Annotated in this window: 25 protein-coding genes; 4 read left to right on the top strand and 21 right to left on the bottom strand. The window is 70.5% G+C overall.

All coding sequences use genetic code 11. The features are described 5' to 3' along the window. Window positions 1–176: 176 nt before the first annotated feature. Window positions 177–767 (top strand): MarR family winged helix-turn-helix transcriptional regulator, encoded by a 591-nt coding sequence (locus FK219_RS04185; RefSeq protein WP_152583183.1) that lies wholly within the window; start codon window positions 177–179, stop codon window positions 765–767. On the opposite strand, the gene FK219_RS04180 is transcribed toward FK219_RS04185, so the two are convergent. The 9 genes from FK219_RS04180 to rplS all read right to left on the bottom strand — a co-directional run bounded on the left by FK219_RS04180 (window position 768) and on the right by rplS (window position 10,838). Continuing rightward, on the bottom strand, window positions 768–1,703 hold the full coding sequence (locus FK219_RS04180; protein ID WP_152583182.1) for a phosphodiesterase: 936 nt from the start codon (window positions 1,701–1,703) through the stop codon (window positions 768–770). Window positions 1,704–1,736: 33 nt separating this feature from the next. Then, entirely contained in the window at window positions 1,737–3,053 is a 1,317-nt protein-coding gene (dprA, locus tag FK219_RS04175) for a DNA-processing protein DprA (RefSeq protein WP_235923749.1), read from the bottom strand. Window positions 3,054–3,061: 8 nt separating this feature from the next. Further along, on the bottom strand, window positions 3,062–4,588 hold the full coding sequence (locus FK219_RS04170; protein WP_152583181.1) for a YifB family Mg chelatase-like AAA ATPase: 1,527 nt from the start codon (window positions 4,586–4,588) through the stop codon (window positions 3,062–3,064). Beyond that, on the bottom strand, window positions 4,588–4,938 hold the full coding sequence (locus FK219_RS04165) for a YraN family protein (protein WP_152583180.1): 351 nt from the start codon (window positions 4,936–4,938) through the stop codon (window positions 4,588–4,590). The genes FK219_RS04170 and FK219_RS04165 overlap by 1 nt, the downstream gene beginning before the upstream one ends. Window positions 4,939–5,036: 98 nt before the next feature. Continuing rightward, window positions 5,037–8,522 (bottom strand): spermidine synthase family protein, encoded by a 3,486-nt coding sequence (locus tag FK219_RS04160; protein WP_152583179.1) that lies wholly within the window; start codon window positions 8,520–8,522, stop codon window positions 5,037–5,039. Between the two features lie 130 nt (window positions 8,523–8,652). Further along, window positions 8,653–8,976, bottom strand: coding sequence for a DUF2469 family protein (locus tag FK219_RS04155; RefSeq protein ID WP_152583178.1), 324 nt, complete (start codon window positions 8,974–8,976; stop codon window positions 8,653–8,655). Window positions 8,977–8,986: 10 nt separating this feature from the next. Continuing rightward, window positions 8,987–9,661: a ribonuclease HII gene (locus FK219_RS04150; protein WP_152583177.1), complete on the bottom strand. Its 675-nt coding sequence runs from the start codon at window positions 9,659–9,661 to the stop codon at window positions 8,987–8,989. Continuing rightward, window positions 9,658–10,389: a signal peptidase I gene (gene lepB / locus FK219_RS04145; RefSeq protein ID WP_152583176.1), complete on the bottom strand. Its 732-nt coding sequence runs from the start codon at window positions 10,387–10,389 to the stop codon at window positions 9,658–9,660. The genes FK219_RS04150 and lepB overlap by 4 nt, the downstream gene beginning before the upstream one ends. 101 nt (window positions 10,390–10,490) lie before the next feature. Further along, complete coding sequence (gene rplS, locus FK219_RS04140; protein ID WP_152583175.1) at window positions 10,491–10,838, bottom strand: 50S ribosomal protein L19; 348 nt, start codon at window positions 10,836–10,838, stop codon at window positions 10,491–10,493. 237 nt (window positions 10,839–11,075) lie between these two features. Here rplS and FK219_RS04135 point away from each other — a divergent pair, with 237 nt between their 5' ends. Next, window positions 11,076–11,726 carry a TetR family transcriptional regulator gene (locus FK219_RS04135; RefSeq protein WP_165638043.1) on the top strand — a complete coding sequence of 217 codons (651 nt, stop codon included), beginning with the start codon at window positions 11,076–11,078 and terminating at the stop codon, window positions 11,724–11,726. Then, window positions 11,727–12,494, top strand: a complete 768-nt coding sequence (gene map, locus FK219_RS04130; protein ID WP_152583173.1) for a type I methionyl aminopeptidase — start codon at window positions 11,727–11,729, stop codon at window positions 12,492–12,494. A 23-nt stretch (window positions 12,495–12,517) separates the two neighbouring features. Here the strand turns inward: map and FK219_RS04125 are convergent, their stop codons facing one another. The 7 genes from FK219_RS04125 to ffh form a co-directional block, all read right to left on the bottom strand. Further along, window positions 12,518–12,982, bottom strand: coding sequence for a hypothetical protein (locus FK219_RS04125; protein WP_152583172.1), 465 nt, complete (start codon window positions 12,980–12,982; stop codon window positions 12,518–12,520). Further along, window positions 12,979–13,695 (bottom strand): tRNA (guanosine(37)-N1)-methyltransferase TrmD, encoded by a 717-nt coding sequence (gene trmD / locus FK219_RS04120; RefSeq protein ID WP_152583171.1) that lies wholly within the window; start codon window positions 13,693–13,695, stop codon window positions 12,979–12,981. The genes FK219_RS04125 and trmD overlap by 4 nt, the downstream gene beginning before the upstream one ends. A gap of 9 nt (window positions 13,696–13,704) precedes the next feature. Beyond that, entirely contained in the window at window positions 13,705–14,301 is a 597-nt protein-coding gene (gene rimM / locus FK219_RS04115; protein ID WP_152583170.1) for a ribosome maturation factor RimM, read from the bottom strand. Next, window positions 14,298–14,534: an RNA-binding protein gene (locus tag FK219_RS04110; protein ID WP_100822335.1), complete on the bottom strand. Its 237-nt coding sequence runs from the start codon at window positions 14,532–14,534 to the stop codon at window positions 14,298–14,300. Before FK219_RS04110 ends, rimM begins: the two co-directional genes overlap by 4 nt. A gap of 6 nt (window positions 14,535–14,540) precedes the next feature. Beyond that, window positions 14,541–15,098 carry a 30S ribosomal protein S16 gene (rpsP, locus tag FK219_RS04105; RefSeq protein ID WP_152583169.1) on the bottom strand — a complete coding sequence of 186 codons (558 nt, stop codon included), beginning with the start codon at window positions 15,096–15,098 and terminating at the stop codon, window positions 14,541–14,543. A 170-nt stretch (window positions 15,099–15,268) separates the two neighbouring features. Beyond that, on the bottom strand, window positions 15,269–16,057 hold the full coding sequence (locus FK219_RS04100; RefSeq protein ID WP_152583168.1) for an LLM class F420-dependent oxidoreductase: 789 nt from the start codon (window positions 16,055–16,057) through the stop codon (window positions 15,269–15,271). A gap of 34 nt (window positions 16,058–16,091) precedes the next feature. Next, a complete protein-coding gene (gene ffh / locus FK219_RS04095; RefSeq protein ID WP_152583167.1) occupies window positions 16,092–17,684 on the bottom strand; it encodes a signal recognition particle protein in 1,593 nt (530 codons plus the stop codon). A gap of 91 nt (window positions 17,685–17,775) precedes the next feature. On the opposite strand from ffh, the gene FK219_RS04090 reads away from it, so the two are divergent. Next, the gene (locus FK219_RS04090; RefSeq protein ID WP_152583166.1) at window positions 17,776–18,294 is read left to right on the top strand and encodes a gamma carbonic anhydrase family protein; all 519 of its coding nucleotides are present in this window, start codon (window positions 17,776–17,778) and stop codon (window positions 18,292–18,294) included. Window positions 18,295–18,390: 96 nt separating this feature from the next. On the opposite strand, the gene ftsY is transcribed toward FK219_RS04090, so the two are convergent. The 5 genes from ftsY to FK219_RS04065 all read right to left on the bottom strand — a co-directional run bounded on the left by ftsY (window position 18,391) and on the right by FK219_RS04065 (window position 23,349). Beyond that, window positions 18,391–19,269: a signal recognition particle-docking protein FtsY gene (gene ftsY / locus FK219_RS04085; RefSeq protein WP_152583165.1), complete on the bottom strand. Its 879-nt coding sequence runs from the start codon at window positions 19,267–19,269 to the stop codon at window positions 18,391–18,393. Between the two features lie 143 nt (window positions 19,270–19,412). Further along, window positions 19,413–20,387, bottom strand: a complete 975-nt coding sequence (locus FK219_RS04080) for a hypothetical protein (RefSeq protein WP_152583164.1) — start codon at window positions 20,385–20,387, stop codon at window positions 19,413–19,415. 154 nt (window positions 20,388–20,541) lie between these two features. Further along, complete coding sequence (locus FK219_RS04075; protein ID WP_152583163.1) at window positions 20,542–20,811, bottom strand: DUF3039 domain-containing protein; 270 nt, start codon at window positions 20,809–20,811, stop codon at window positions 20,542–20,544. Between the two features lie 34 nt (window positions 20,812–20,845). After that, window positions 20,846–22,399 carry a hypothetical protein gene (locus FK219_RS04070; protein WP_152583162.1) on the bottom strand — a complete coding sequence of 518 codons (1,554 nt, stop codon included), beginning with the start codon at window positions 22,397–22,399 and terminating at the stop codon, window positions 20,846–20,848. Beyond that, window positions 22,375–23,349 (bottom strand): ABC transporter ATP-binding protein, encoded by a 975-nt coding sequence (locus tag FK219_RS04065; protein WP_165638042.1) that lies wholly within the window; start codon window positions 23,347–23,349, stop codon window positions 22,375–22,377. Before FK219_RS04065 ends, FK219_RS04070 begins: the two co-directional genes overlap by 25 nt. Window position 23,350 lies beyond the last annotated feature (1 nt).

Raw genomic sequence — 23,350 nt, 5'->3', positions numbered from 1 at the left:
GGGAGGCAGGGGCCGAGCGGTCGAGCCGACGCTGCAGAGCGACTGCGCAGACCGGTGGTGCAGGTCGGTCGCGCGGGTCGGCGGTGCAGGTCAGCGGTTCAGATCAGCAGGTGCGAGTTTACTTAGATCGTCTTATTACAAGAACTTCGAGTCACAGTAGTCATAAACTGTTCGTCATGCAATCGTCCGAGCCCACCGCCCCGTCGTTGGCCGCCGTGCGGCCGCCGACGGTGCTGCTGCGCGCGCTGCTGGACGTCACGGAGGAGTTCGAGCGCGCCCTCGGCTCGGAGCTCACGGTCAACCCGACCGACCTGCACGCCATGGAGCACCTCATCATGAGCGGGCCGCTGTCGCCGTCGGAGCTGTCGCGCCGGCTGGGGGTGACGTCGGCGGCGACGACGACGGTCGTGGACAGGCTCACGGCGCTCGGGCACGTGCGGCGGGAGCCTCACCCGAGCGATCGGAGGGGCATCCGCGTGGTGGCGTCGGAGGCGTCGACGGCGCGCGCGATGGGGCGCATCATGCCGATGATCGCCGGCGTGGATTCGGTGCTCGACGACTTCGACGACGCGGAGCAGGCGGCCATCACGCGGTATCTGCAGCGCGTCGTCGAGCAGTATCGCGACCACGCTGAGCCCCGCGATGGCGTCGCGCAGGGCCGCGCCACCCAGGACCCAGTAGCCGCGCCGGGCCCAGGAGCCGCGCCGACCGAGCGGGCGGAACCAGACCGTGACACCGCGTGGGGCTCGCGCGGCGTCGTACCGTAGTCAGTCGTCGCTCGCGGCGGCCTCGTTGAGGTTGAGCGGCGACTGCTTGCTGGAGAGGTTCTCGAGCCGCTCGGCCGGAGCCATGGCGTCGATCATGAGCCGGTAGGTGGCGGCGAACCCGGTCGCTTCGGGGAAGGAGCCGACGGGCACGGTGGAGCTCACGATGCGGTCGTCGTAGACGTGGACGAAGTCGAAGGACTGCCCGCCGTCGACGCCGCTCAGCAGGCGCTGCGCGTCGGCGGCGAGGTCGAGGGTGTAGCACGTCGCTGCGGCGACGGAGACGGGGACGCCGGCGAAGGTGCTGTGGGTGGAGTAGTGCAGGTGGCCGCCGAGGATGCCGCGCACGTCGGTGCCGGCGATGACGTCGGCCAGGGCGGGCTGGTCGTGCAGTTCGAGCACGGCCATGACCTCGAGGGGGGTCGGCACGGGCGGGTGGTGGACGGCCAGGAGGGTGCCGTGCGGTGCCGGTTCGGCGAGGACGCCGCGCAGCCAGTCGAGCTGCTCGGCGGTGATCTCGCCGTGGTGGTAGCCGGGCACGGTGGTGTCGAGCGAGATGATGCGCAGGCCGCGCACGTCGTAGACGCGGTCTTGGGGCTTGTCGGTGGGTTCTTCGTCGAAGAGGAGGCTCGCGTAGGGGGCGCGCTCGTCGTGGTTGCCCATGACCCAGATGAGTTGCGCGTCGAGCCGCTCGGCGACGGGTTCGACGGCGGCGCGCAGGCGCACGTAGGCGTCGGGCTCACCGAGGTCGGCGAGGTCGCCCGTGAAGACGAGAGCGTCGGGGTCGATGGGGCCCGCCTCGAGGCGGCGGAGGGCGTCGGCGAGGCGCTGCTCGACGGGCACGGAGCCGTAGAGCTCGCGGCCCTCGCCGAGGAGGTGCGTGTCGGAGATGTGCACGACGACGTGCCCTGGTGGCGGATACTGGCCCAACTGCGTCATGGGGGAATGGTAGCGGCCCTCGGTGACCGGGCTTCAGGATCGTGCGCGCACCCAGCCTCCGCCGGGAGTGAGAGCGGCGCGGCCGTCGAGTTCGAGCGAGCCGAGGGCGGCGCGTACGCGGCTCTCCTCCTCTCCAACTTCTCGGGAGAGCTCGGCGATGCTCTGCGCGCGCCGGGGTCGGAGCGCGTCGAGGACTCGCGTGTGGGCGGCGGGCTCCCGGGCGCTGTCGGGAGTCCCCGCATCGCCGAGGTCGAGGACGGCGTCTCCGCCGAAGGCGAGCTCCATGACCTCGGGCACGGAGGTCACGCACTGCGCGCCGCCGGAGCGCAGGAGGCGGTGGCAGCCGGCACTCGCGGCGCTCGTGATGGGGCCGGGGATGACGCCGACCTCGCGGCTGAGGGTGTCGGCGTGACGCGCAGTGTTGAGCGCGCCCGAGCGATAGCCCGCTTCGACGATGACGGTTGCGCGCGCGAGCGCCGCGATGAGCCGGTTGCGCTGCAGGAAGCGCCATTTCGTCGGCGAGGTTCCGCACGGCACTTCGGAGACGAGCGCGCCCTGCTGGGAGATACGGGTGAGGAGCGCCTCGTGGCCGCTCGGGTAGAGGCGGTCGATGCCTCCTGCGAGCACCGCGATGGTCGCTCCCCCGCTCGCGAGGGCCGCGCGGTGGGCCATGCCGTCGATGCCGTAGGCGCCACCGGAAACCACGGCGACGTCGCGCCCCGCGAGCCCCGCGGCGAACTCCATTGCGACGTGCTCGCCGTAGCCGGTCGCCGCGCGAGCGCCGACGACGGCGACGGAGGGGCGGGCGAGGAGCGCGACCGTCCCGCGCACCCAGAGCAGGTGCGGGCGGTGGATACCCAGGTCGTCGACGGCGAGGGGCCACTCCGGGTCGCCGGGCACGAGAAGGTGCGCGCCGCAGCGCGCCGCCGACTCCAGCGCGCGCACGACGTCCCCGCCGCGCAGCCGCGGGGCCCAGCGGCCGAGGGCATGCTGCGCGTCATCGAGCTCGAGAGCGTGCTCGAGCTCCGAGCCGAGCGCCTGCACGAGTGCCTCCGGTGTGGGTTGCGAGAGCAGGAGCCGTGCCGCCCCGACCGCGCCGAGCGCCTGCACGAGGAGCCCGGCGACGGAGTCGCCCGGCTCGACGACGACGCTCCACAGAACGCGCGCGAAGAGCTCGTCCTGAGTGGGAGCGCGCGCAGCCTCGACGCTCTCCTGCTCGCTCTTCGCGTGCATGCTCTTTCCCTGCACGCTCTTCTCCTGCACTGTCGCAGTGCGGCGTCTCAGGGGAGCCAGCAGCACCGCGATGCGCTCGGCATCGAGACCCCAGTCGACCGTCGTGTCGTCCATCATGGTGCTCCTCACAGTCCTTGTCGCAGGTAGAGAGCGCGACCGATGTGGTCGGCGCTCGGTCGATCGGCCCCGTCGAGGTCGACGATCGACCACGCGATGCGCAGCACGCGGTCGTAGCCGCGCATGGTGAGAGCTCCCCGCTCGAGGGCGCGATCGAGGGCGGCGCGATCGCGCGGCGCGAGTCTCCAGGCCGGCGACCGCAGCACCGTGCCCGGCACCGCCGAATTGAGCGACCACCCGTCGCTGGCCCACCTCTCGCGGGCGCGGGCGCGCGCGCCCGCGACGCGTGCCCGCGCCTCCGCCGTCGTCACCGCACCCTCCCCTCCCGCCGTCATCTGCGCCGCGCCCACGCGACGCACGGTGAGCCGCAGATCGACGCGATCGAGCAGCGGACCGGAGAGCCGCCCGAGGTAGCGGCGACGCATCATGGGGGTGCAGGTGCACGCCCCGTCGAGGGACTCGGCCTGGCCGCACGGGCAGGGGTTGGCGGCGAGCACGAGCTGGAACCGTGCGGGGAAGCGCGCCACGGCTCGCGCGCGATGGATGGTGATCTGGCCGGTCTCGAGGGGCTGGCGCAGAGCATCCAGCACCGCGGCGCTGAATTCGGGGGCCTCGTCGAGGAAGAGAACTCCGTGGGCCGCACGCGAGATAGCGCCGGGCCGCACAAGACCGCTGCCACCCCCGATGAGGGAGGCCATGGTCGCGCTGTGGTGCGGGCTCTCGACCGGCGGCCGCGTCACGAGCGTGGATCCGACGGGCAGGCCCGCGAGCGAGCGGACGGAGGAGACCTCCACGGCCGCATCGGGGTCGAGGTCGGGCAAGAGGCCTGCCAGGCGCGTGGCGAGCAGCGTCTTGCCGGCACCGGGAGGGCCGAGCATCATGAGGTGATGCCCGCCCGCGGCCGCGACCTGCAGCGCCTCGACGGCCTCCGGGTGCCCGACGACGTCGCTCAGATCGCCCTCCTCCCCCGCCGGCTCCTCCGCGGTCGCCCCGGCGAGCGGCTCGACGAGCACGGGCTCCAGCTCGGCGCCGTGGTGGATGAGCACGTGGCGCAGGCTCGCTGCCCCGACGATGCGGATTCCGCCGACGAGGCCCGCCTCGACCGCATTGCCGCTCGGCACGACGACCGCTCTCGCCCCCGCGCGTCGGGCGGCCAGCACGGCGGGGAGCACTCCGGCGACGGGTCGCAGTCGCCCGTCAAGACTCAGCTCGCCGAGGTGCACGACGCCGTCGAGCGCCTCCGCTGTGACGACGCCTGCCGTCGCGAGAGCCGCGACGGCGATGCCGAGGTCGAAGCCCGAGCCGTGCTTGGGCAGGGACGCTGGCGAGAGGTTGACCGTGACCTTGCGATTCGGCAGGTCGCACCCCGAGTTGCTCGCTGCCGACCGCACGCGATCCTTCGCCTCGCCGAGCGCCGCGTCGGGCAGGCCGATGATCGTGAACGCGGGCAGGCCGTTCGCGAGATCGGCCTCGATCTCCACGAGCGCCCCGTCCACCCCGTGCAGGGCGACCGCGAGCGTGCGCGCCACGGGCATCAGCACACCTGCCGCACGTGCTCGATGACGACGCCGTCGCGGTCGGCGACCACCGAGATGGCGTCGACCCGCAGGCGGTCGACCGGCCCGTGGGCCTCGCACCACGCCGCCGCGAGCCGACGCAGCCGCGCGAGCTTGGCGTGCGTGATCGCCTCCAGCGGATGCCCGAACCCGGCCCCCGACCGCGTCTTGACCTCCACGACCACGGTCGTCGCGCCCTCCCGGGCGACGATGTCGACCTCACCGATCGAGCACCGCCAGTTGCGGTCGAGGATCGTGTAGCCCTGGGCCTCGAGGTGGTCGACCGCGAGGTCCTCCCCGCTGCGACCGAGCGCTTGCGTGCGTGTCATGCCCCCGAGAATGCCGAGCGCGCGGGCGCCAGGAGCGTCCTCGAGACGACCGGGGGCATCCCCTACCGCTCACCCGCCTGTGAGGGAGACGCGCAGCGTCAGCGCGGGGCGGTCTCCATCTGCGCGCCCCCGGGCTCGGCGCCCTCCTGCTCGGCACCGTCGTCGTCCGCGTGCCGGTCGGGGTTCGTGTAGTGCAGCACCGCCCACAGCGCGAGCGTGACGACCGCGAACGCGACGAGCACGACGAACCAGGTGCCCACGTTCGAGATGTCGTCGATCCCGTCCTCGGTCGGGAGAACCAGCAGTGCGAAGAGCGTGGCGGTCACGAGGAACGCGCCGACCCACAGCGCCTTGGACCGCTGGAAGATCTCGCGGCCCTCGAGGAACCCGAGGGGCAGGATCGCGACCGCCGCCGCCGTGAGGCCCTCCGCGGTCGCCGCAGCAAGGGAGTCGAGCGCGAGCGCCGTCACCCAGTCGAGGTCGCCGGCTGTCGCGTCGGTGAGGATCGAGTAGCCGACCCACGCGAGCACCGAGATGCCGACCATCACGCCGAGCTGGGTGAGCACGGCGCGCACGCGGTGCGGTGCCCCGACGCGGGTCACGATCTCGAGGCCGATGACGAGGCCGATGAGGAAGCCCGGCGAGAACTCGAGCAGGCGCGCGATGACGACGCCGATGAGCGCGAAGACGAGCGCCGCCGGCTGCAGCCCGATGCTCGTCTCGATGCGCCACGCGCGCCAGATGATCGCCCCGCTGATCCACGACGAGATGTAGGTGACGAGGAAGAGGCCGATCGCGAGCGCGAGGGTGAGGCGCAGAGAGACCGCGTCGAACCCGAAGGACGGGTCCATGAAGCCGAAGATGACGCTCGTGAGCACGATGAGCACGGCGGCGGCCGCGGCGCGCGTGCGCGTGACCGCGGCGAACCAGTCGGTCACGCGATCGACGCCGCGCTCGAAGGCGGCGAAGCCCCGCCCGAACCGGCGCGTGTTCGCCGAGAGGGTCGAGTTGAGCAGCTCGGTCGGGAACGCCACGAGCAGGAGGATCGCGAGCGCGAGACCTCCCGCGGTCACCGTGATGATGGGGCTGCGGAAGATCTCGGCGGCCGTGGGAATCGCATTCGTCAATTCAGACGGTGCGGCGGGGTCGTCGCGAGCGATCGATCCGGATGCTCCGCCAGCGCCCTCGCCGACGCCAGAGTTCTCCTCCGCCTCCTCGTCGACACCCTCCTCGAGCGGCTGCCCCGCGGGATCGAGAGCCGGCTCGACCATGACCGGGGTCGAGATCTCCGAGGGGCTGCCCCCCGGCGGCGTCGCGGTCGCGACGAGCGTGTGCTCACCCGGTTCGAGATCCTCCGGCACGACCACGTCGAGGGCGAAGAGCCCGCTCGCGTCCGCCACCGAGGTGCCGAGCGTGCGCGGCGTCGAGAAGATCTGGATCGTGACGGACGTGCCGGGAGGCAGCCCGCGCGCGGAGAGCGACAGCCGCTGCCCGGGTCGCAGGTTCTGCCCGTCGAAGCCCTCGAGAGTCCACGAGAACGGAGCGGGAGTGACCGCCGGGGTCGGCGTCGGAATGGGCGCGGGAGGCGCGGCCGGCCCGGCCACGACGACCTCGATAGCGGCGGTGTACGCCGAGAACCCGTCGAACGAGTCGCCCAGCCCTTCGTAGTAAAGGCCGGGGTCGGCGGCGAAGCCCTGCGACTGCTGCTGGGCGCGCACGAGCGTGGGGCCCGATGCGCCGGCGAACGAGCAGCTCCACGCGCCCTCGGTGTCGACGATGGCGGTGCAGGCTCCCGCACCGCCGAGCTCGCGCACGAGCACCCGGAATCCGGGCTCGCCCTCGCCGCTCGCGAGAACCCGGCCGTTGGAGCCCGGGGCGGCCGAGAAGGTCGGAACCTCGGGGATGAGCACGTAGTCGTCCTGGTACTCGCTCTGCTGGAAGTAGTACGACTGGACGGCGTAGAAGTTCCAGATGCCCGGCTCGAGCTCGTCGAACACGCACTCCTCGACGGTCGCGGGCGACAAGGGCGCAGACTCCGGTTCGAAGCCGCCTCCGCCCTCACCCCCGCCTTCGCCCTCCGGCAGGTCTCCGCACGAGGCCACCGGGAAGCCGAACGAGTACCCGCCCTCGCCGTCGGGCTCGACGTCGTAGACCTCGACCCCGACGCTCGAGCCCTCGAGTCCCTCGGCCGTCACGCCCACGGAGGCGGCGCCGAGCTCGTACGTCATGGTGGGAGGCGGCGGCACGACTCCGGGAGGGATCGTCGCGGCGACCGGGGCCGAGAGAGCCGAGATGCCGTCCCAGTAGTCGACGACCTGACCAGGCGCCCCGGGGTCGTCCGAGAACCCGACGCTCTGCGCGACGGCGGTGAAGGTCTCCTCGCCGGTGGCGAGGGCCGTGGTGCACGACCACTGCCCGGTGGCGGCGTCGACGTCATCGGCGCACACGACCGTCGACTCGGAGTCTCGGACGAGCACCTCGACGTAGTCCAGGAGCGTGCCCGACTCGGCGAGCTCGGCCGCGAGCGTGTCCACCGAGCCGCTGAAGATCGCGCCGCCGGGCACCGCGTCGACCGCGACCGTCGGTGTCGCCGGTACGTACACGGCATCGCCGCGGTCGCTCGAGAACGTCTCGTTGATGAACTGCACGGAGGAGAACAAGTGGATGCCCGCAGGCACGCTCTCCGCGAGGCACACCACCGTCGGGCCGTCGGTCGGAGGCTCCTGGTAGTCGCCCGTCCATCCGGCCGGGCACCGCGCACCGAGGGAGCCGGTGCCGAACCAGTCCACGATGAAGCTCACGGAGACGTCGGTCTCGGCCAGGCCCGTCGCGGTGGCCGTCAGAGCCCCGGGTGCCGTCGCGATCGACATTCCGTTCTGCGGCGGGGCGACGTTCACGGCGATCGCGTCGGGCTCGCCGCCCGGCCGCTCTGCCGTGCCGCCCTCCAGGTCGGTGGCCACGACTCGCACGGCCCACACGCCGTAGTCGCCGAATGGCACCGTGCACGAGAAGGCGCCAGACGCCGGCACACCCGTGAAGCACAGGGACGTCTCGCTGCCGATGCCGACATCGACTCGGTAGGCGAAGACCTCGACCGTGCCGAGCGCGGGGCCTGTGCCCGTGACCTCAGCGGAGAGGGTCGGGATCGTGAAGGCGTCGAGGTCGAAGGGCGACGCGAGTACGAGATCGCTCGCCGGTGACCCGTAACTCACCGTGGCCCTGTTGCTCTCCGGGCTCGTGCCGTCGACGTCGGTCGACGTCGCGAAGAGCTCGTAGTCGCCGTACTGGCCGGCGGGCAGCACGGCCGTGCAGTCGCGATCGACCGTGTCGGTGAAGACGCATCCCTCGGTGACGGCGCCTGTCTCGACGTACTCGGCCCACACCGTCACCGTCTGCTCGATGCCGTCCTCGAGGTCGACCGACACCGATACGGAGCCCGTGATGTCGGTCGCGGCCGCGGAGATGACGGGGGCGAGAGGCGCGGCCTGCGCAGCAGAACTCACGGCGACGACGCTCGCCGCCGCGAAGGCGGCCACGAGCACACTGGCGAGGGCGGCGCGAGCGCCGCGGGAACGGGTGGTCACAGCGGTGTGCCCCTCGGGTAGGAGGACGGAGGTGACGCTCGTTCGGGTCAGCGTCAAGCTCACAGTACGCCGGATCTGTTTCGCGCGGGTTAACTGTTTTTTCGGGAGCGCGGGGCGCATCCCGATACCGCTACTCGTCGATCGCGAGCTCACGCGGCAGCTTGAGGTCCTTCTTGCCGAGCTCCTCCACATTGACGTCCTTGAACGTCAGCACGCGCACGCTCTTGACGAAGCGGTCGGCGCGGTAGACGTCCCACACCCACACGTCGGTGAGGGTCAGCTCGAAGTAGAAGTCTCCCGCGACCTCGCGCACGACCTGCTCGACCTCGTTGGCCAGGTAGAACCGTCGCTCGGTCTCCACCACGTACTGGAACTGCGACACCACGTCGCGGTACTCCCGGTACAGGGCGAGCTCGACCTCGCGGTCGTAGTCGTCAAAATCGTCGTCGTCCATCGGGTGCAGTCTAGACCGTCGTGTCGGGCGCGCCGTCGGCCGTCGCGGGGAGCTTGAGCCACGTGACCCGATGCCGGGGGCTCGGCCCGAACTCCGCGACCGCGGCGAGGTGCGCGGGGCTGCCGTAGCCCTTGTTGCCGTCCCAGCCGAACTGCGGCCACCGCGTCGCATCGGCGACCATGAGGGCGTCCCGATGCACCTTCGCGACGACCGAAGCGCCCGCCACCGAGGCGCAGTCGCGATCCGCCTTCGGCCTGACCCGGATGCTCGGAGGCGAGGTGAGCGCCGGCGTCAGCCAATCGTGGCTGCCGTCGAGCAGCACCGTCGAGGCACCCACGTCGATGCCCGCCTCGTGCAGGGCGATGAGCCCGCGGCGCGCCGCGAGCCCGAGAGCCGCGATGATGCCGTGCGCGTCCACCTCTCCCGGCTCGGCCTCCCCCACGGCGACCGCGGCCGCCCACTCGTGCACGAGGGGTGCGATCAGCTCGCGCTTGGCGGGGCTGAGCAGCTTGGAGTCGCGCAGGCCCGCGGGAGGGGCATCCCCACCAGGGACGATCGCGCACACGCCCACGGCCACGACGCCCGCGATCGCACCGCGACCGACCTCGTCGCAGCCGATCACGACGGGGGCGCCCTCGGCGAAGAGCGCTCTCTCGACCTCGAGAGTGGGGTCGGCGACGGTCACGGCCGGGGGTCGACCCCGTCGAAGACGAGCGGGTAGTTGTCGAGCCAGCCCCAGCGCTCGATCGGCCAGCTGACGACGAATGCGCGCCCCACGACGTCGTCGATCGGCACGGGGCCGTTGATGCGCGAGTCGCTCGAGTCGTAGCGGTTGTCGCCCATGACCCACAGCTGCCCCGCCGGGATGTCCTGCTGGAAGTCGCTGCCGCTCACGTCGACGCGCCCCTCGGGCAGCACGACGTAGGGCTCATCGAGCGGCACCCCGTTGATGCTCAGCTGGCCCAGATCGTTGCAGCACACGATGCGATCGCCCGGCAGGCCGATGACGCGCTTGACGAGGTGCTCGTCGCTGTCGGAGGCGCTCAGGCCGACCAGGGCGAGAATCGTGTCGACACCCTCCTCGAGAGGCGAGCGCGGCTGCTCGGGCACCGGCGTCAGCCAGCTGCCGGGGTCGCGGAACACGATCACGTCGCCGCGCTCGACGGCCACGAGGTCGGGCACGAGCTGGTTGACGATGATGCGGTCGTTGACGAGAAGAGTGCTCTCCATAGACTCGCTCGGAATGTAGAACGAGCGGATGAGGAACGTCTTGATGAGGAACGAGATGATGAGCGCCGCCGCGACGATGACGACGACGTCGCGCAGGAAGAGCAGCGCGCTGCGCTGGCGCGAGCGCGGGCGCTCGGGCGCAGGATCGGATGCCGCTGCCGGCGGCGCTGTGTGCTCGGTCATTGCTCCCCAGGGTCGGGCTCCAGTCTAGGCATCGCCCGGTCGCAGAACGACGAAGGCCCCGCCGAGAGATCGGCGGGGCCTTCGTCGTGAGGAGCGGGAGCTCAGCTCTCGCGCTTCTCCTTGATCTTGGCCTTCTTGCCGCGCAGAGCGCGCAGGTAGTAGAGCTTGGCGCGACGCACGTCGCCGCGGGTGACGACCTCGATGTGGTCGATGACCGGCGAGTGCACGGGGAAGGTGCGCTCGACGCCGACCTGGAAGCTGACCTTGCGGACGGTGAAGGTTTCGCGGATGCCCTCGTTGGAGCGGCCGATGACGACGCCCTGGAACACCTGGATGCGCGAGCGGCTGCCTTCCACGATGTTGACGTGAACCTTGATGGTGTCACCGGGGCGGAAGTCGGGGATGTCGGAGCGAAGAGACGCTGCGTCGACGTGATCGAGAATGTGCATGATGCATCGCTTTCTGCAACCGCCACAGGTCGAATGCGGGGAGTAAGAGGGAGTCGTACCGGTGCTGCAGCCTCGCAGGATGACGGCTCCCCTGTGGCAGAACCGTGCCGAGGCACAATCGCTCATCATGCCATATGGGGGTATGCTCAGCCAACTTTCTGCGAGAATACCGACGGGGAATCATCGTACGGCCGTTACACTCGCGCAACACCGCTTCTCGGGGGGGGGAGAGCACTCATGACTACGACCACCACCACCGCGCTCGCGACCGACAAGGTCGTCATGCGCACCGAGCCCATCCAGCGCCGCAGCTCGGAGAGAATCGAGCTGCTGCTGGACGCCGCCGCCGCGCTCATCGACGACCACGGCATCGACGGCGTCACGACGAGCGCCGTCGCGAAGCGGTCAGCGTCCTCCGTCGGCGTCGTCTACCGGTACTTCCCGAACATCCAGACACTGCTGCGCGCGCTCGCCGCCCGCAACCTCGAGCGCTACCTCGCCAAGGTGTGGCACGGCATCGAGAGCTCGGGGCCCGAGCCCTGGTCGTCGTTCGACTCGACGCTCGACGTGTTCGTGGAGCTCGTCCGCACCGAGCCGGGCTTTCGCGCTCTGCGCTTCGGCGACGTCATCGACCAGCGGTTCATCAACCCCGAGCTGAGCAACAACTCGATCCTCGCGCGCCGCTTCGCCGAGCAGACCGGTGCCACCTACGGCTTCGAACCCGACGACGAGCTCGTGTTCCACTACGAGGTCGCGGTCGAGATGGCGAGCGGGCTCCTCACGCGAGCGTTCCAATTGGACAAGAATGGTGACGCGCGCTTCATCGAGGCGACCCGTACCCTGTGCGGCGATTACCTGCGCACCAACGTCCCCCTACCCAGGAGCTGAATGATCGAGCTACGCACCCCGGCCGAGATCGACGAGATGCGGCCGGCGGGTCGTTTCGTGGCGAGCGTGCTCACGGCGACGCGCGCCGCCGCCGACGTCGGGGTCAATCTGCTCGACCTGGATGCGCTCGCGCACGACATGATTCGCGCCGAGGGCGCGGAGAGCTGCTACATCGACTACCACCCCTCGTTCGGTGCCTCGCCGTTCGGGAAGGTCATCTGCACCTCGGTCAACGATGCGGCGCTGCACGGCCTTCCGCACGACTACGTGCTGCGGGACGGCGACCTGCTCACGCTCGACTTCGCCGCCTCCGTGGGCGGCTGGGTGAGCGACTCGGCGATCAGCTTCGTCGTGGGTGAACCGCGCCCCGGCGACCTCGAGCTCATCGCGACCACGGAGCGGGCCCTCGCCGCCGGCATCGAGCGAGCGCGCGTCGGTGGTCGTCTGGGAGACATCTCGAGCGCGATCGGCGACGTCGCGCACGAGGCGGGGATGCCCGTCAATCTCGATTTCGGCGGCCACAGTGTGGGCCGCACGATGCACGGAGACCTGCACCTGCCGAACGATGGCCGAGCGGGACGCGGCCTCAAGCTGCGTGCGGGGCTCGTGATGGCGATCGAGCCGTGGTTCATCCCGGATACGGACGAGATCTACACCGACCCCGACGGATGGACGCTGCGCTCGCGCACGGGCTCCCGCGCCGCGCATGCCGAGCACACCGTCGCGATCACGCCCGAGGGCCCGCTCGTGCTCACCGCGCGCGACTGAACGCCGTGGCCGCAGATGCTGCGCTAGTGCGCTGACGAATCGACGAGCGGCACCTCGTCGGTCGAGGTGCTGAGCGGAGAGCGCCACGGCTCGCCGCGCCGGTCTGCGCGCGTCGTGCGCGCCATAACGACGCACGCCGACACGGCGGCGACGATGAGCAGGGGCCACAGCAGGTAGCCCAGCAGGAGCGCCGCCGGGTCGAGTGAGGTCGCGACGACGATGATCGCGAGCGCGTACTGGGCGACGAGGAGGAGCTTCTCCCCGCTCGTGAGAACCGGCACCGCACGACGCAGCACGATGACGTGGTTGAGGGCCAGCGAGACCCCGAGACCGGGTAGCACGAACGTGCCGGTGACAACGCTCTGCACCGACGGCAGGAGCGCGTACTGGTCGATCGCCTGAAGGATCCAGGCCGCGATTCCCGCGAGCAAGGCGATCGCGGCAACGAGAGGCTGCGACCAGAGCCACCAGCGCTCCGCGGTGGTCACGTCGACTCCCCGGAACCGTCGGTGCTGAGCAGGTCGGGGCTCAGCAGGTCGGGGCGCACGCGACGAGTGCGCTCGAGCTGCTGCTCGTGGCGCCACTGCGCGACAGCCCCGTGGTGGCCGCTCAGCAGCACGGCAGGCACCGCCCGCTCGCGCCAGAGTGCGGGCTTCGTGTAGCTGGGGTACTCGAGCAGGCCATCCTCGTGGCTCTCCTCGGTGAGACTCGCCGGATTGCCGACGACGCCGGGAACAAGGCGGCCGACCGCTTCGATGATCGCCATCGCCGCCACCTCCCCTCCGTTGAGCACGTAGTCGCCGAGACTGATCTCGCGCACCTCGTTGCGGTCAGCGTAGTGGTCGATGACGCGCTGGTCGATGCCCTCGTAGCGACCGCACGCGAAAACGAGATGCTCGCGTGTGGAGAGTTCTCGAGCCTCGCGCTGCGTGAAGGGATGCCCGGCAGGGCTCGGAACGACGATGACACTGTCCTCGCGCACGACGCTGTCGAGGGCCTCGCCCCACGGTTCGGGCTTCATGACCATGCCCGCACCACCGCCGTAGGGGGTGTCGTCGACCGTGCGGTGCCGATCGTGCGTGAAGTCGCGCAGGTCGTGCAGACCGACCTCGATCACTCCCGCCTGTCGAGCCTTGCCTAGCAGCGACACGTCGAGGGCCCCGAAGAATTCGGGGAAGATCGTGACGATGTCGAAGCGCACAGCCCCAGCCTAGGCGGGCGCATCCTTCGACTCGTCTTCTGCGGACGCTTCGTCGGGCGCGTCGGGCAGCTCCTCGAAGAGACCGAGCGGCGGCGTGAGGGTCACGGTGCCTGCGGCGATGTCGACGACGGGCACGATCGCACCGACGAAGGGCACGAGAACCTCACCCTGCGGCGTGCGCACGGCGAGGAGGTCCTGCGCGGGCAGGTGGTCGACGCGCACGATCGTGCCCACCTCGACCCCGTCGCGCAGGGCGCGCAGGCCGACGAGCTGGAAGTCGTACCAGGCGTCATCCTCCGCCGGCTCGTCGTCGACCTGGTCGATCCACAGGATCGCCTTGACGAGCGACTCGGCCGCCGTGCGATCGTCGACGCCCTCGAAGAACGCGACCGGCTGCGCGTTGTACCAGCGCAGCTCGGTCAGGGTGAGGGTCTTGCCGTGCCACTCGGACGACTCGGGCACCTGTAGCGAGAAGCTCGCGCCCGGCGTGAAGCGCCGCTCGGGCGCGTCGGTGTAGAGCTCGAGCTTGAGGGCGCCCTTGAGCCCGTGAGCCTTGACGAGCCGACCGACCCGGAGTTGTGGACGCTCTGCGGTGGGGGCGTTCACTGATCGGTGTCGACGACGTCGACGCGCACTCGGCGGCCGTCGGCGAGCGACGAGATCACCGTGCGCAGGGCCTTGGCGGTGCGACCGCCGCGGCCGATGACGCGGCCGAGGTCCTCGGGGTGCACACGCACCTCGAGGACCTCGCCGCGCGCAGAGCTCTGCGCGACGACCTCGACGTCGTCCGGGTGATCGACGATCCCCTTGACGAGGTGTTCGAGAGTGTCAGCGAGCACGAGTCACTAGGCCTTGTCGGCCTCGGCCGCGGGGGCCTCGTCGGCGGCAGGGGCCTCGGCAGGAGCATCCTCAGCCTTGGCGTCCTCGGCGGGCGCCTCAGCAGCGGGAGCGTCCTCAGCGGGCTTCTCCGCGGCGGGCGCCTCCTCGGCAGGTGCCTCGGCAGCGGGCGCGTCCTCGGCCTTGGGCTCCTCGGCGGGCTTCTCCGCAGGCTTCTCGGCCTTCGGCTTGAGCACCGGCTTCTTCTTCTCGTCGACGCTGAAGGCTTCCTTCGGCTCGGCGGTGCGAACGGTGCTCTTCGCACCCTTCTCGCCCTTGAAGGTGCCCCAGTCGCCCGTGAGCTTGAGGATGGCGAGCACCTGAGGGCTCGGCTGGGCGCCGACGCTCAGCCAGTACTGGGCACGCTCAGACTGCACCTCGATGAACGAGGGCTCCTCGGTGGGGTGGTACTTGCCGATCTCCTCGATCACGCGGCCGTCGCGCTTCTTGCGCGAATCGGCCACGACGATGCGGTAGAACGGTGCACGGATCTTGCCCATGCGCTTGAGACGAATCTTGACAGCCACGTTTCTCCGAAATGTGTGAAGGAAGTGAGCCGCAGCCGGTTGCGTGGGGCACACTCGGCGCGGAAGCTCGTGATGGTTTCTCGCAGCGCCTGATTAGAGGGTCGGGCGCGCGAGCACTCGACCGCCTATTCTGGCAGATTTTCGCGGGCTCTGTGACCGCGACGGGATGCTCAGCGCTGGTCGTCCCGCCAGGCGAGCCACTCGCGCACCATGGCGAGGTCGTAACTCGGCCCCGTGATGCCGAGTGTGAAGAGCGTCGCGCCTGCCGCAAGCAGCTCATCGGCCTCGGCCGTCGTGCGGTTGCGCAGCTCGACCGAGGTCTCGATCTCGCTCGTGTCGCGGCCGACCGCGCGCCCGTGCTCGGCGAGGATGCCGAGCTTGCGCTCGAGGGTCGGCACGTCGCTGAAGGAGTGCCAGATGTCGGCGTGCTCGGCGACGAGGCGCAGCGTCTTCTTCTCGCCACCCCCGCCGATGAGGATGGGGATCTCGCGCGTCGGCCGCGGGTTCAGGGCCTGCCAGCGCGACCGGATGATCGGCAGATCTCGCGCGAGAGCATCCAGTCGCTCCCCCACCGTGCCGAACTCGTAGCCGTACTCGACGTAGTCGCGCTCGAACCAGCCCGAGCCAGTGCCGAAGAGGAAGCGCCCCTCCCCGCCCTTCGCGCTGATGTGGTCGATCGTGCGCGCCATGTCGGCCTGCAGGCTCGGGTTGCGGTAGCTGTTGCAGTTGACGAGCGCGCCGAGCTCGACGCGGTGGGTCTGCTCGGCGAGGGCCGCGAGCATCGTCCACGACTCGAAGTGCAGGCCGTCGCGCTCGCCGCTGAGCGGGAAGAAGTGGTCCCAGTTGAAGAGGATGTCGACGCCGAGCTCTTCGAGCTCGGTCGCCGTGTCGCGGATCAGTTCGTAGGGCGCGTGCTGCGGGGCGAGCTGCACGCCGAGGCGCACGGGTCGAGTCGTCATTCCCTCCAGCCTACGACTGTCGCGCGGGCCGCTCTCAGCGACCGAGGAACTTCTGCAGGGCCTCGAGCTCTTCCGCGGTGGGCTGCTTGTCGCCGGCCGGCGCTCCGCCGCCAAGGCCGAAACTGCTGCCGGATGCGCCCGCACCAGCGCCGGAGCCCAGTCCCTGCGCGCGAGCGGCCTCCTCGGCGGCGCGCTTCGCCGGGTTGCCCGAGCGCGACTTGCCCTTGCCCTTCTTCTTGGCCGCAGCCTTGCGGGCCGTCGCCGCTCCCCCGCCGCCGCCCATGCCGGGCATGGGGCCCATGCCGGGCATCTGCGGCATGCCGCCCTTCGCCATGGTCTTCATCATCTTCGCGGCCTGCTCGAACCGGTTCACGAGCGCATTGACCTCGGTGACCGTCGTGCCCGAACCGCGGGCGATGCGCAGGCGGCGCGAACCGTTGAGCAGCTTGGGCAGCTGGCGCTCCTTGGGCGTCATCGACTGGATGATCGCCTCCGTGCGCGTGAGCTCGCCCTCGTCGAAGTTCTCGAGCTGGTCCTTCATGCCGCGCGCCCCGGGCAGCATGCCGAGCATGCCCTTCAGGGACCCCATCGACTTGAGCTGCTGCATCTGGGCGAGGAAGTCCTCGAGCGTGAAGCTGTCGGTCGCGAACTTCTCGGCCGTGCGCTTCGCGTCTTCCTCGTCGAACGACTTCTGCGCCTGCTCGATGAGCGTGAGGATGTCACCGAGGTCGAGGATGCGGCTCGCCATGCGATCCGGGTGGAACGGCTCGAAGTCGTCGAGACCCTCGCCGGTCGAGGCGAACATGATCGGGCGGCCCGTGATGCTCGCGACGCTCAGCGCGGCGCCGCCGCGCGCGTCGCCATCCAGCTTCGACAGCACGACGCCCGTGAAGTCGACGCCCTCCTGGAAGGCCTTCGCGGTGCTCACCGCGTCCTGACCGATCATGGCGTCGATGACGAACAGCACCTCGTCGGGGTCGACAGCCTTGCGGATGTTCGCGGCCTGCTTCATGAGCTCGGCGTCGACGCCGAGGCGGCCGGCCGTGTCGACGATGACGACGTCGTGCTGCTTGTCTCGAGCGTGCTTGATCGCGTTCTTGGCGACCTTCACGGGGTCGCCGACCCCGTTGCCGGGCTCGGGGGCGTAGACCGCGACACCAGCCTGCTCGCCCACGACCTGCAGCTGCTGCACGGCGTTCGGGCGCTGCAGGTCGGCCGCGACGAGGATCGGCGTGTGGCCGTCGGCCTTGAGCCACTTGGCGAGCTTGCCCGCGAGCGTCGTCTTGCCCGCACCCTGGAGGCCCGCGAGCATGATCACCGTCGGCGGGGTCTTCGCGAACTGCAGGCGGCGCTGCTCGCCGCCGAGGATGCCGACGAGCTCGTCATTGACGATCTGCACGACCTGCTGCGCGGGGTTGAGCGCCTTGTTGACCTCGTCGCCGAGAGCGCGCTCGCGCACCGCGGCGGTGAAGTCCTTGACGACCGGGAGAGCGACATCGGCATCGAGCAGAGCTCGACGGATCTCGCGCACAGTGCCGTCGACGTCGGCCGGGCTGAGCTTGCCCTTCGTGCGCAAAGCGCTGAAGGTCGAGGTGAGCCGGTCGGAGAGCGTGCCGAAAGTTGCCATGGTGCCCCCATTGTAGGTGCGACGACTCTGCTTGACTGGGGTGCGGTCGGGCCGAACCCGGCATCGGCCGCCGAGCAGTCGAGGAGCACCCATGCGCCGCACGATCTTCGGCCACACGCCCGAGGTGGCCCCCACCGCTTTCATCGCCGACAACGCGACCCTCATCGGCGATGTGCACGTGCACGGGCACGCCGTCATCATGTACGGCGCCGTGCTGCGCGCCGACCGCGACCGCATCGAGCTCGGCGAGGGCTCCAACCTGCAGGACAACGTGTCGGTGCACGGCGATCCCGGCAAGCCCACGATCGTCGGTCGCGGCGTGAGCGTGGGTCACGCAGCGATGCTGCACGGGTGCACGATCGAGGACGACTGTCTCATCGGGATGAGCGCGACCGTGCTCAACGGCGCCGTCATCGGCCGCGAGTCGCTCGTCGCCGCCGGCACCGTCGTGCTCGAGGGCACGATCGTGCCGCCTCGCTCACTCGTCGCCGGCGTGCCCGGCAAGGTTCGTCGCGAGCTGACGGACGACGAGGTGGCGGCGATCCGCGCCAACGCCGACACGTACCGGATGCTCGGCACCGAGCACGCCGCCGCCCGCGACGCCGAGTAAGCCGCGCCCGTTTTGCGCCAGATCTGGCACGAATGGGCGCTTGAGTCTGGACGTGAGCGCCCTTTCGCGCCAGATCTGGCGCAAAGAGGCGCGGGCTTAGGGGACGAGGCTGGCCGCGAAGACGTGCGGCGTGAAGCCCGTGAGGTCGCCGATGCCCTCTCCCTGGCCGATGAGCTTGATGGGGATGCCCGTCTGCTGCTGCACGCGCAGCACGAAGCCGCCCTTGGCCGAGCCGTCGAGTTTCGTCACGACGAGCCCGGTGACGCCCGCGTGCTCGATGAACGCCTCCGCCTGGGCGACTCCGTTCTGCCCGGTCGTGCCGTCGAGCACGAGGAGCACCTCGGCGATGGGGCCGAGCTTCTCGACCACGCGGCGCACTTTGGCCAGTTCATCCATGAGGCCGGATTTGGTCTGCAGCCTGCCCGCCGTGTCGATGATCGCGATGTCGGTGCCCGTACGGGTGGCGTGATCGACCGTCTGGTAGGCGACGCTCGCCGGGTCCTGGCCCTGCTGCTGGGGGCGCACGACGTCGGCTCCCGCGCGCTCGGCCCACGTGGCGAGCTGGTCGACGGCCGCGGCGCGGAAGGTGTCGGCCGCACCGACGACGACACTGCGACCTCGGCTGGTGAGGAACTGGGCGAACTTGCCGATCGTCGTCGTCTTGCCAACGCCGTTGACGCCGACCACCAGAACGACCGCGGGGCGATCGCTGAGTGTCAGAGTCGGGTCGAAGGCGGCGAGACGCTCCTCGAGAGCCTCGCGCAGCATCCGCTTCAGGTCGGCCGGGTCGGTCGTGCGGAACCGATTCACCTGCTCCTGCAGCTGATCGAGGATCTCGTCCGTGACGTCGGGGCCGAAGTCGGCGCCGATGAGCGCCGTCTCGAGGTCATCCCACGTGCCTTCGTCGATCGTCGGGCGCGTAAACAGACCGCGCATCGCTCCCCCGAGCCGCCAGCCCCCCGCACTCTCCGCCATGCCCCCAGGCTACCGGGGCATGCGGGCTCCCCGCAGGCCCTTAGCGGTGCCAGATCTGGCGCACATGGGCGCTTGAGCACACGGCGGGACCCAGTTTGGGACAAATCTGGGATGGTTCGCGTCGTCGTGGGACGCCTTGCGAGCTACGGCGTGGCGATCGGGGTGGGGAGGTGACGCACTGGCCTTCTCGATGGCCAGCCGGCACCTCGCAACCGACGTGCCACCGTCGAGACCACCCGATGTGAACTCGAATACACGTCGTCCCTCGTCGCACGCACGGGATACCAGCCCGCGTCGGCGAACGCGTCGAACCGCGCAAGATCGGAGGCGAACTGGCGTGCATCCGTTCGATGGTGGTCGCCCTCGTACTCCACGAGCACACGGAACTCCGGCCAGGCGAGATCCGGGTGCAGCTCGCCGAGTGGCGTCGCGACGGCGGGGGCGACGTGGGCGCGCGGCAATCCAGCGGCGGCGAGCGTCAACCGTAGATGCGTCTCGGCTCTCGACCGCACACCGGGCTCCGACAGTGCGAGGGCCCGACGCAATGCCGCGGCGCCTGCGCGGCGGGCACTGTGGTCGAGCATCCGGTCGATGTCTCGAAGGGCCGTGGAGTCGTCGACCAGCCGCAGAGCGTCAAGGAGGGCGACAAGGTCGGGAAGCGAGAGCAATGAGGCGGTCGTGAGTGCCGCCGCGCCGGGGGTCGCGACTCGAAGCGGAACGAGCTCGCGAGTGCTCGTGGGCACGAGGAGAGTCGACCACGAGGGCGGCGGCAACTCGCGCTGATGACCGACAACGCCCGCTCCTCGCGGAGCGCGTGTGCCCCGATTGACCGTGACGTGCAGCGGCCCCTTCTCGTGGGATCGAGGAAGAGGAAGCCCCAGAAGCCGGGCAGAGGTCGTGTGCGAGAACCACCCGCTGGCGGGCATCACCTGAGCGAAGGCCCACGCGCGGTCGGCGATCGACCGAGGTCGACCTCCCGTCATGACGACACCGTGGAAGGGGTGAACAACATCGGCGCGGCGCAGCCGATCGGCGGCCACACCGCGGGCAAGCGCCTCTGCCGTGGACATCGTCTCGTCGCGGAGGTGATCGGGAAGGGGCCGTGCGGGTCGGGTCATGCACGAGAGGGTGCAGGACAGGGATGCTCGCGCACGACCCGCGCGCATTCACGTCAGATTCGCCGCAAATGGGGCCGAGTGTGGAGGAGGAGCGCCCTTTCGCGCCAGATCTGGCGCACTGCACCGCACCGCGGGGCGGTGCGGGCGGGGCGGGCTACTTGTCGCGAAGCGTCTCGTAGATCTTCTTGCAGTCGGGGCAGATCGGGAACTTCTCGGGGTCGCGCCCGGGAGTCCACTTCTTGCCGCACAGCGCGCGCACGGGCTTGCCGGTGAGCGCCGATTCGAGAATCTTGTCCTTCGGCACGTAGTGCGAGAACCGCTCGTGGTCGCCGTCGTCGAGCTGCCGGTCCTCCAGCAGCTTCTCGAGCTCGCGGTCGAGAACGTCGGTGCCGCCACCCTGGCCGGGCTCGTCGAGTGTCGCCATGAGGGTCAGTCTACGACGGCGGGGCGGGCTGCGCTCAGGTGCGCATGAGGAGGCCGAGGAGCTCCGGTGCGCGGCGGCGGAAGACGAAGCCCCCGATGAGGATGCCCAGCACGAGCATCCCGAACCCCGTGGCCCCACCGGCCCACCCTGCCAGTTCGAGCATCTCGGGGTCCTCGTCGAGCAGGCCCATGACGGCGAGGGTGAGGGAGGGCGACATGAACGCGAGGATCGCGAGCAGGGTGAACGACTGGACCCATCCCGCGGCGGCGCCGATAAGCGGTGGTTGATCCCACGGGCCCGCGCCGGGACGCGCGGCCGGGTAGGGAGTCAGCGCGGAGGAGACGCTCGACACTCCGAGCCCCGTGAGCAGCAGGCCGAGACCAGTGCCGACGACGGCGGGATACACGTCGGGCACCTCCGACCACAGCGCCGCGAGCGGCGAGGCGAGCAGGATGAGCGGCGTGCCGATGAGGAGCGGCGGCACCACGCGCCCCCAGCGGTCGGAGAACCCGCGAAGAGGTGCGGCCACGTGCATCCACATCGCCGAGTGGTCGTAGGCGACGTCGTTGTGGCTGAACCAGCCGAGGAAGAGGGCGAACACCGGCACGGGGATGAGCCACAGCAGGGGCACAGGAGCCCCCGCGAGGGCGAGCGCGACCATCATGAGCGCGGGGGCGACGGGCAAGGCGATGATGACCGCGCGGTAGCGCGCGTCGCGCGTCCAGTAGAGCAGGCTGCGCGCGGCGATGGCGGCGGACGCGGTCGCGGGGACGAGATCGAACCAGCCGAGCCCGCGGATCGCGGGTGCCGACCGGATGCGCTGCGGCGCCTCCACGATGCGGCTCACGACCCACGGCCAGGCGGCGACCAGGGCGGCGACCGCGACAGCACCCCCGAACAGTCGCCATGCGATCTCGGCGTCGACACCGCCTGGTGCGGCCCACAGGAAGCCCAGGGGTGTGGCCGCGACCACGCTGGCGACCTCGATGAGACCCTCGGTGTCGTCGCCGCTCTGCACGAGAAGGACGGCCATCGCGGCGGCCCCGAGGGCGAGGGCGATCGTGAGTCGCGCCGCCGCCGTGATCATGCGCACAGCCGCGCTCGAGACGGCGAGCTGCGCGGTCACCGCGACCAGGTACTGGGAGACCATGACGAGGACGATCGCGCCGATCACCCCGGCGAGAATCGCGAGGCCCGCCTTGTCGGTGTCGGCCCAGGCGATCTCGAACGCGATGCCGAGAGTGACCGCGAGGGCGCCGGGTATGCCGATGACGCCGGCGAGCATGAGGCCGAGCGCGAGCTGCCCGCGCGGCACGGGGAACGCCGCGAAGCGTCGCGGCTCCAGTGCGGAGCCCAGCCCCGCGCTCAACGGCGCCACGACGATGCCCAGCGCGATCGCCGAGGCGACGATGATGAGCGCCGCGCGGTGGTCTGCGCGATCGACCTGCACCTCACGCGCGAGCAGGATGAGGGCCGCGCCGACGCCTCCCGCCAGGACGAGCACGAGTAGAGCGCGCACGGCGCTCGCAGCGCCCCGGAAGGCCGAGCCGAGCAGTGCGAGCTTCAGTCGGAGAATGTGGTCAACCACTCGAGACCCTCCACCGCGACGCGACCCCCGGCGAGCTCGACGAAGCGCTCTTCGAGCGACTGCTTACCGCGCACCTCGTCGAGAGTGCCGACGGCGAGCACGGAGCCATCGACGATGACGGCGACGCTGTCGCACACCCGCTCGACGAGGGCCATGTTGTGGCTCGACAGCAGCACCGTGCCCCCGCTGGCTGTATAGCGCTGCAGCAGATCGATAGCCTGCGAGGTCGACACGGGGTCGACCGACTCGAAGGGCTCGTCGAGCACGAGGACGCGCGGAGAGTGGATCATCGCCGCGGCGAGCGAGATCTTCTTGACCATGCCGATGGAGTAGTCGCGCACCGGTCGGTTGAGCGAGCCCTCGATGCCGAGAGCAACGCCGAGATCCTCCGTGCGGGATGACGCTGTCGAACGGTCGAGACCGTGCAGCATGCCGCAGTAGTACAGCAGCTGCGCGCCCGTGAGCCGGTCGAAGAGTCGCATGCGGTCGGGCAGGACCCCGGTGACCCTCTTGGCGGCGATCGGGTCGCGCCAGACGTCGGAACCGGCGACGAGCACAGTGCCGGAGTCGGGCCGCAGGAGCCCCGTGATCATCGACAGCGTCGTGGTCTTGCCCGCGCCGTTGGGCCCGACGACCCCGAACATCGAGCCGCGACGCACCGTGAGGTCGATGTCGTCGACGGCGACCGTGGAGCCGTATGTCTTGCGCAGGGAGGTGACTTCGACGACGACGGGTGGCGGCTCGGGCTTCGCGCGAGGGCTGCGCGCAGCCCGGGGAGCCTTCGCCGTGGAGGGGGCCGCCTTCTTCGCACCCGGCGCGACCCCCGCGGGCTTCTTCGCGCCGGGCGCGGTGACCTCGGGCTTGCCCGTGCGCCGTGTGGCGGGCTTCGCCTGCTTCACGGGCTTGCGGGACGAGCTCGAGCCCTGAGCGGCCGACGACGAGGATTCCACG

The organism is Microcella pacifica, from assembly GCF_009371975.2.
Taxonomy (GTDB): domain Bacteria; phylum Actinomycetota; class Actinomycetes; order Actinomycetales; family Microbacteriaceae; genus Microcella; species Microcella pacifica.
The sequence above is the reverse complement of the archived record's forward strand: the minus strand, read 5'-3'. Positions and strand labels throughout refer to the sequence as shown.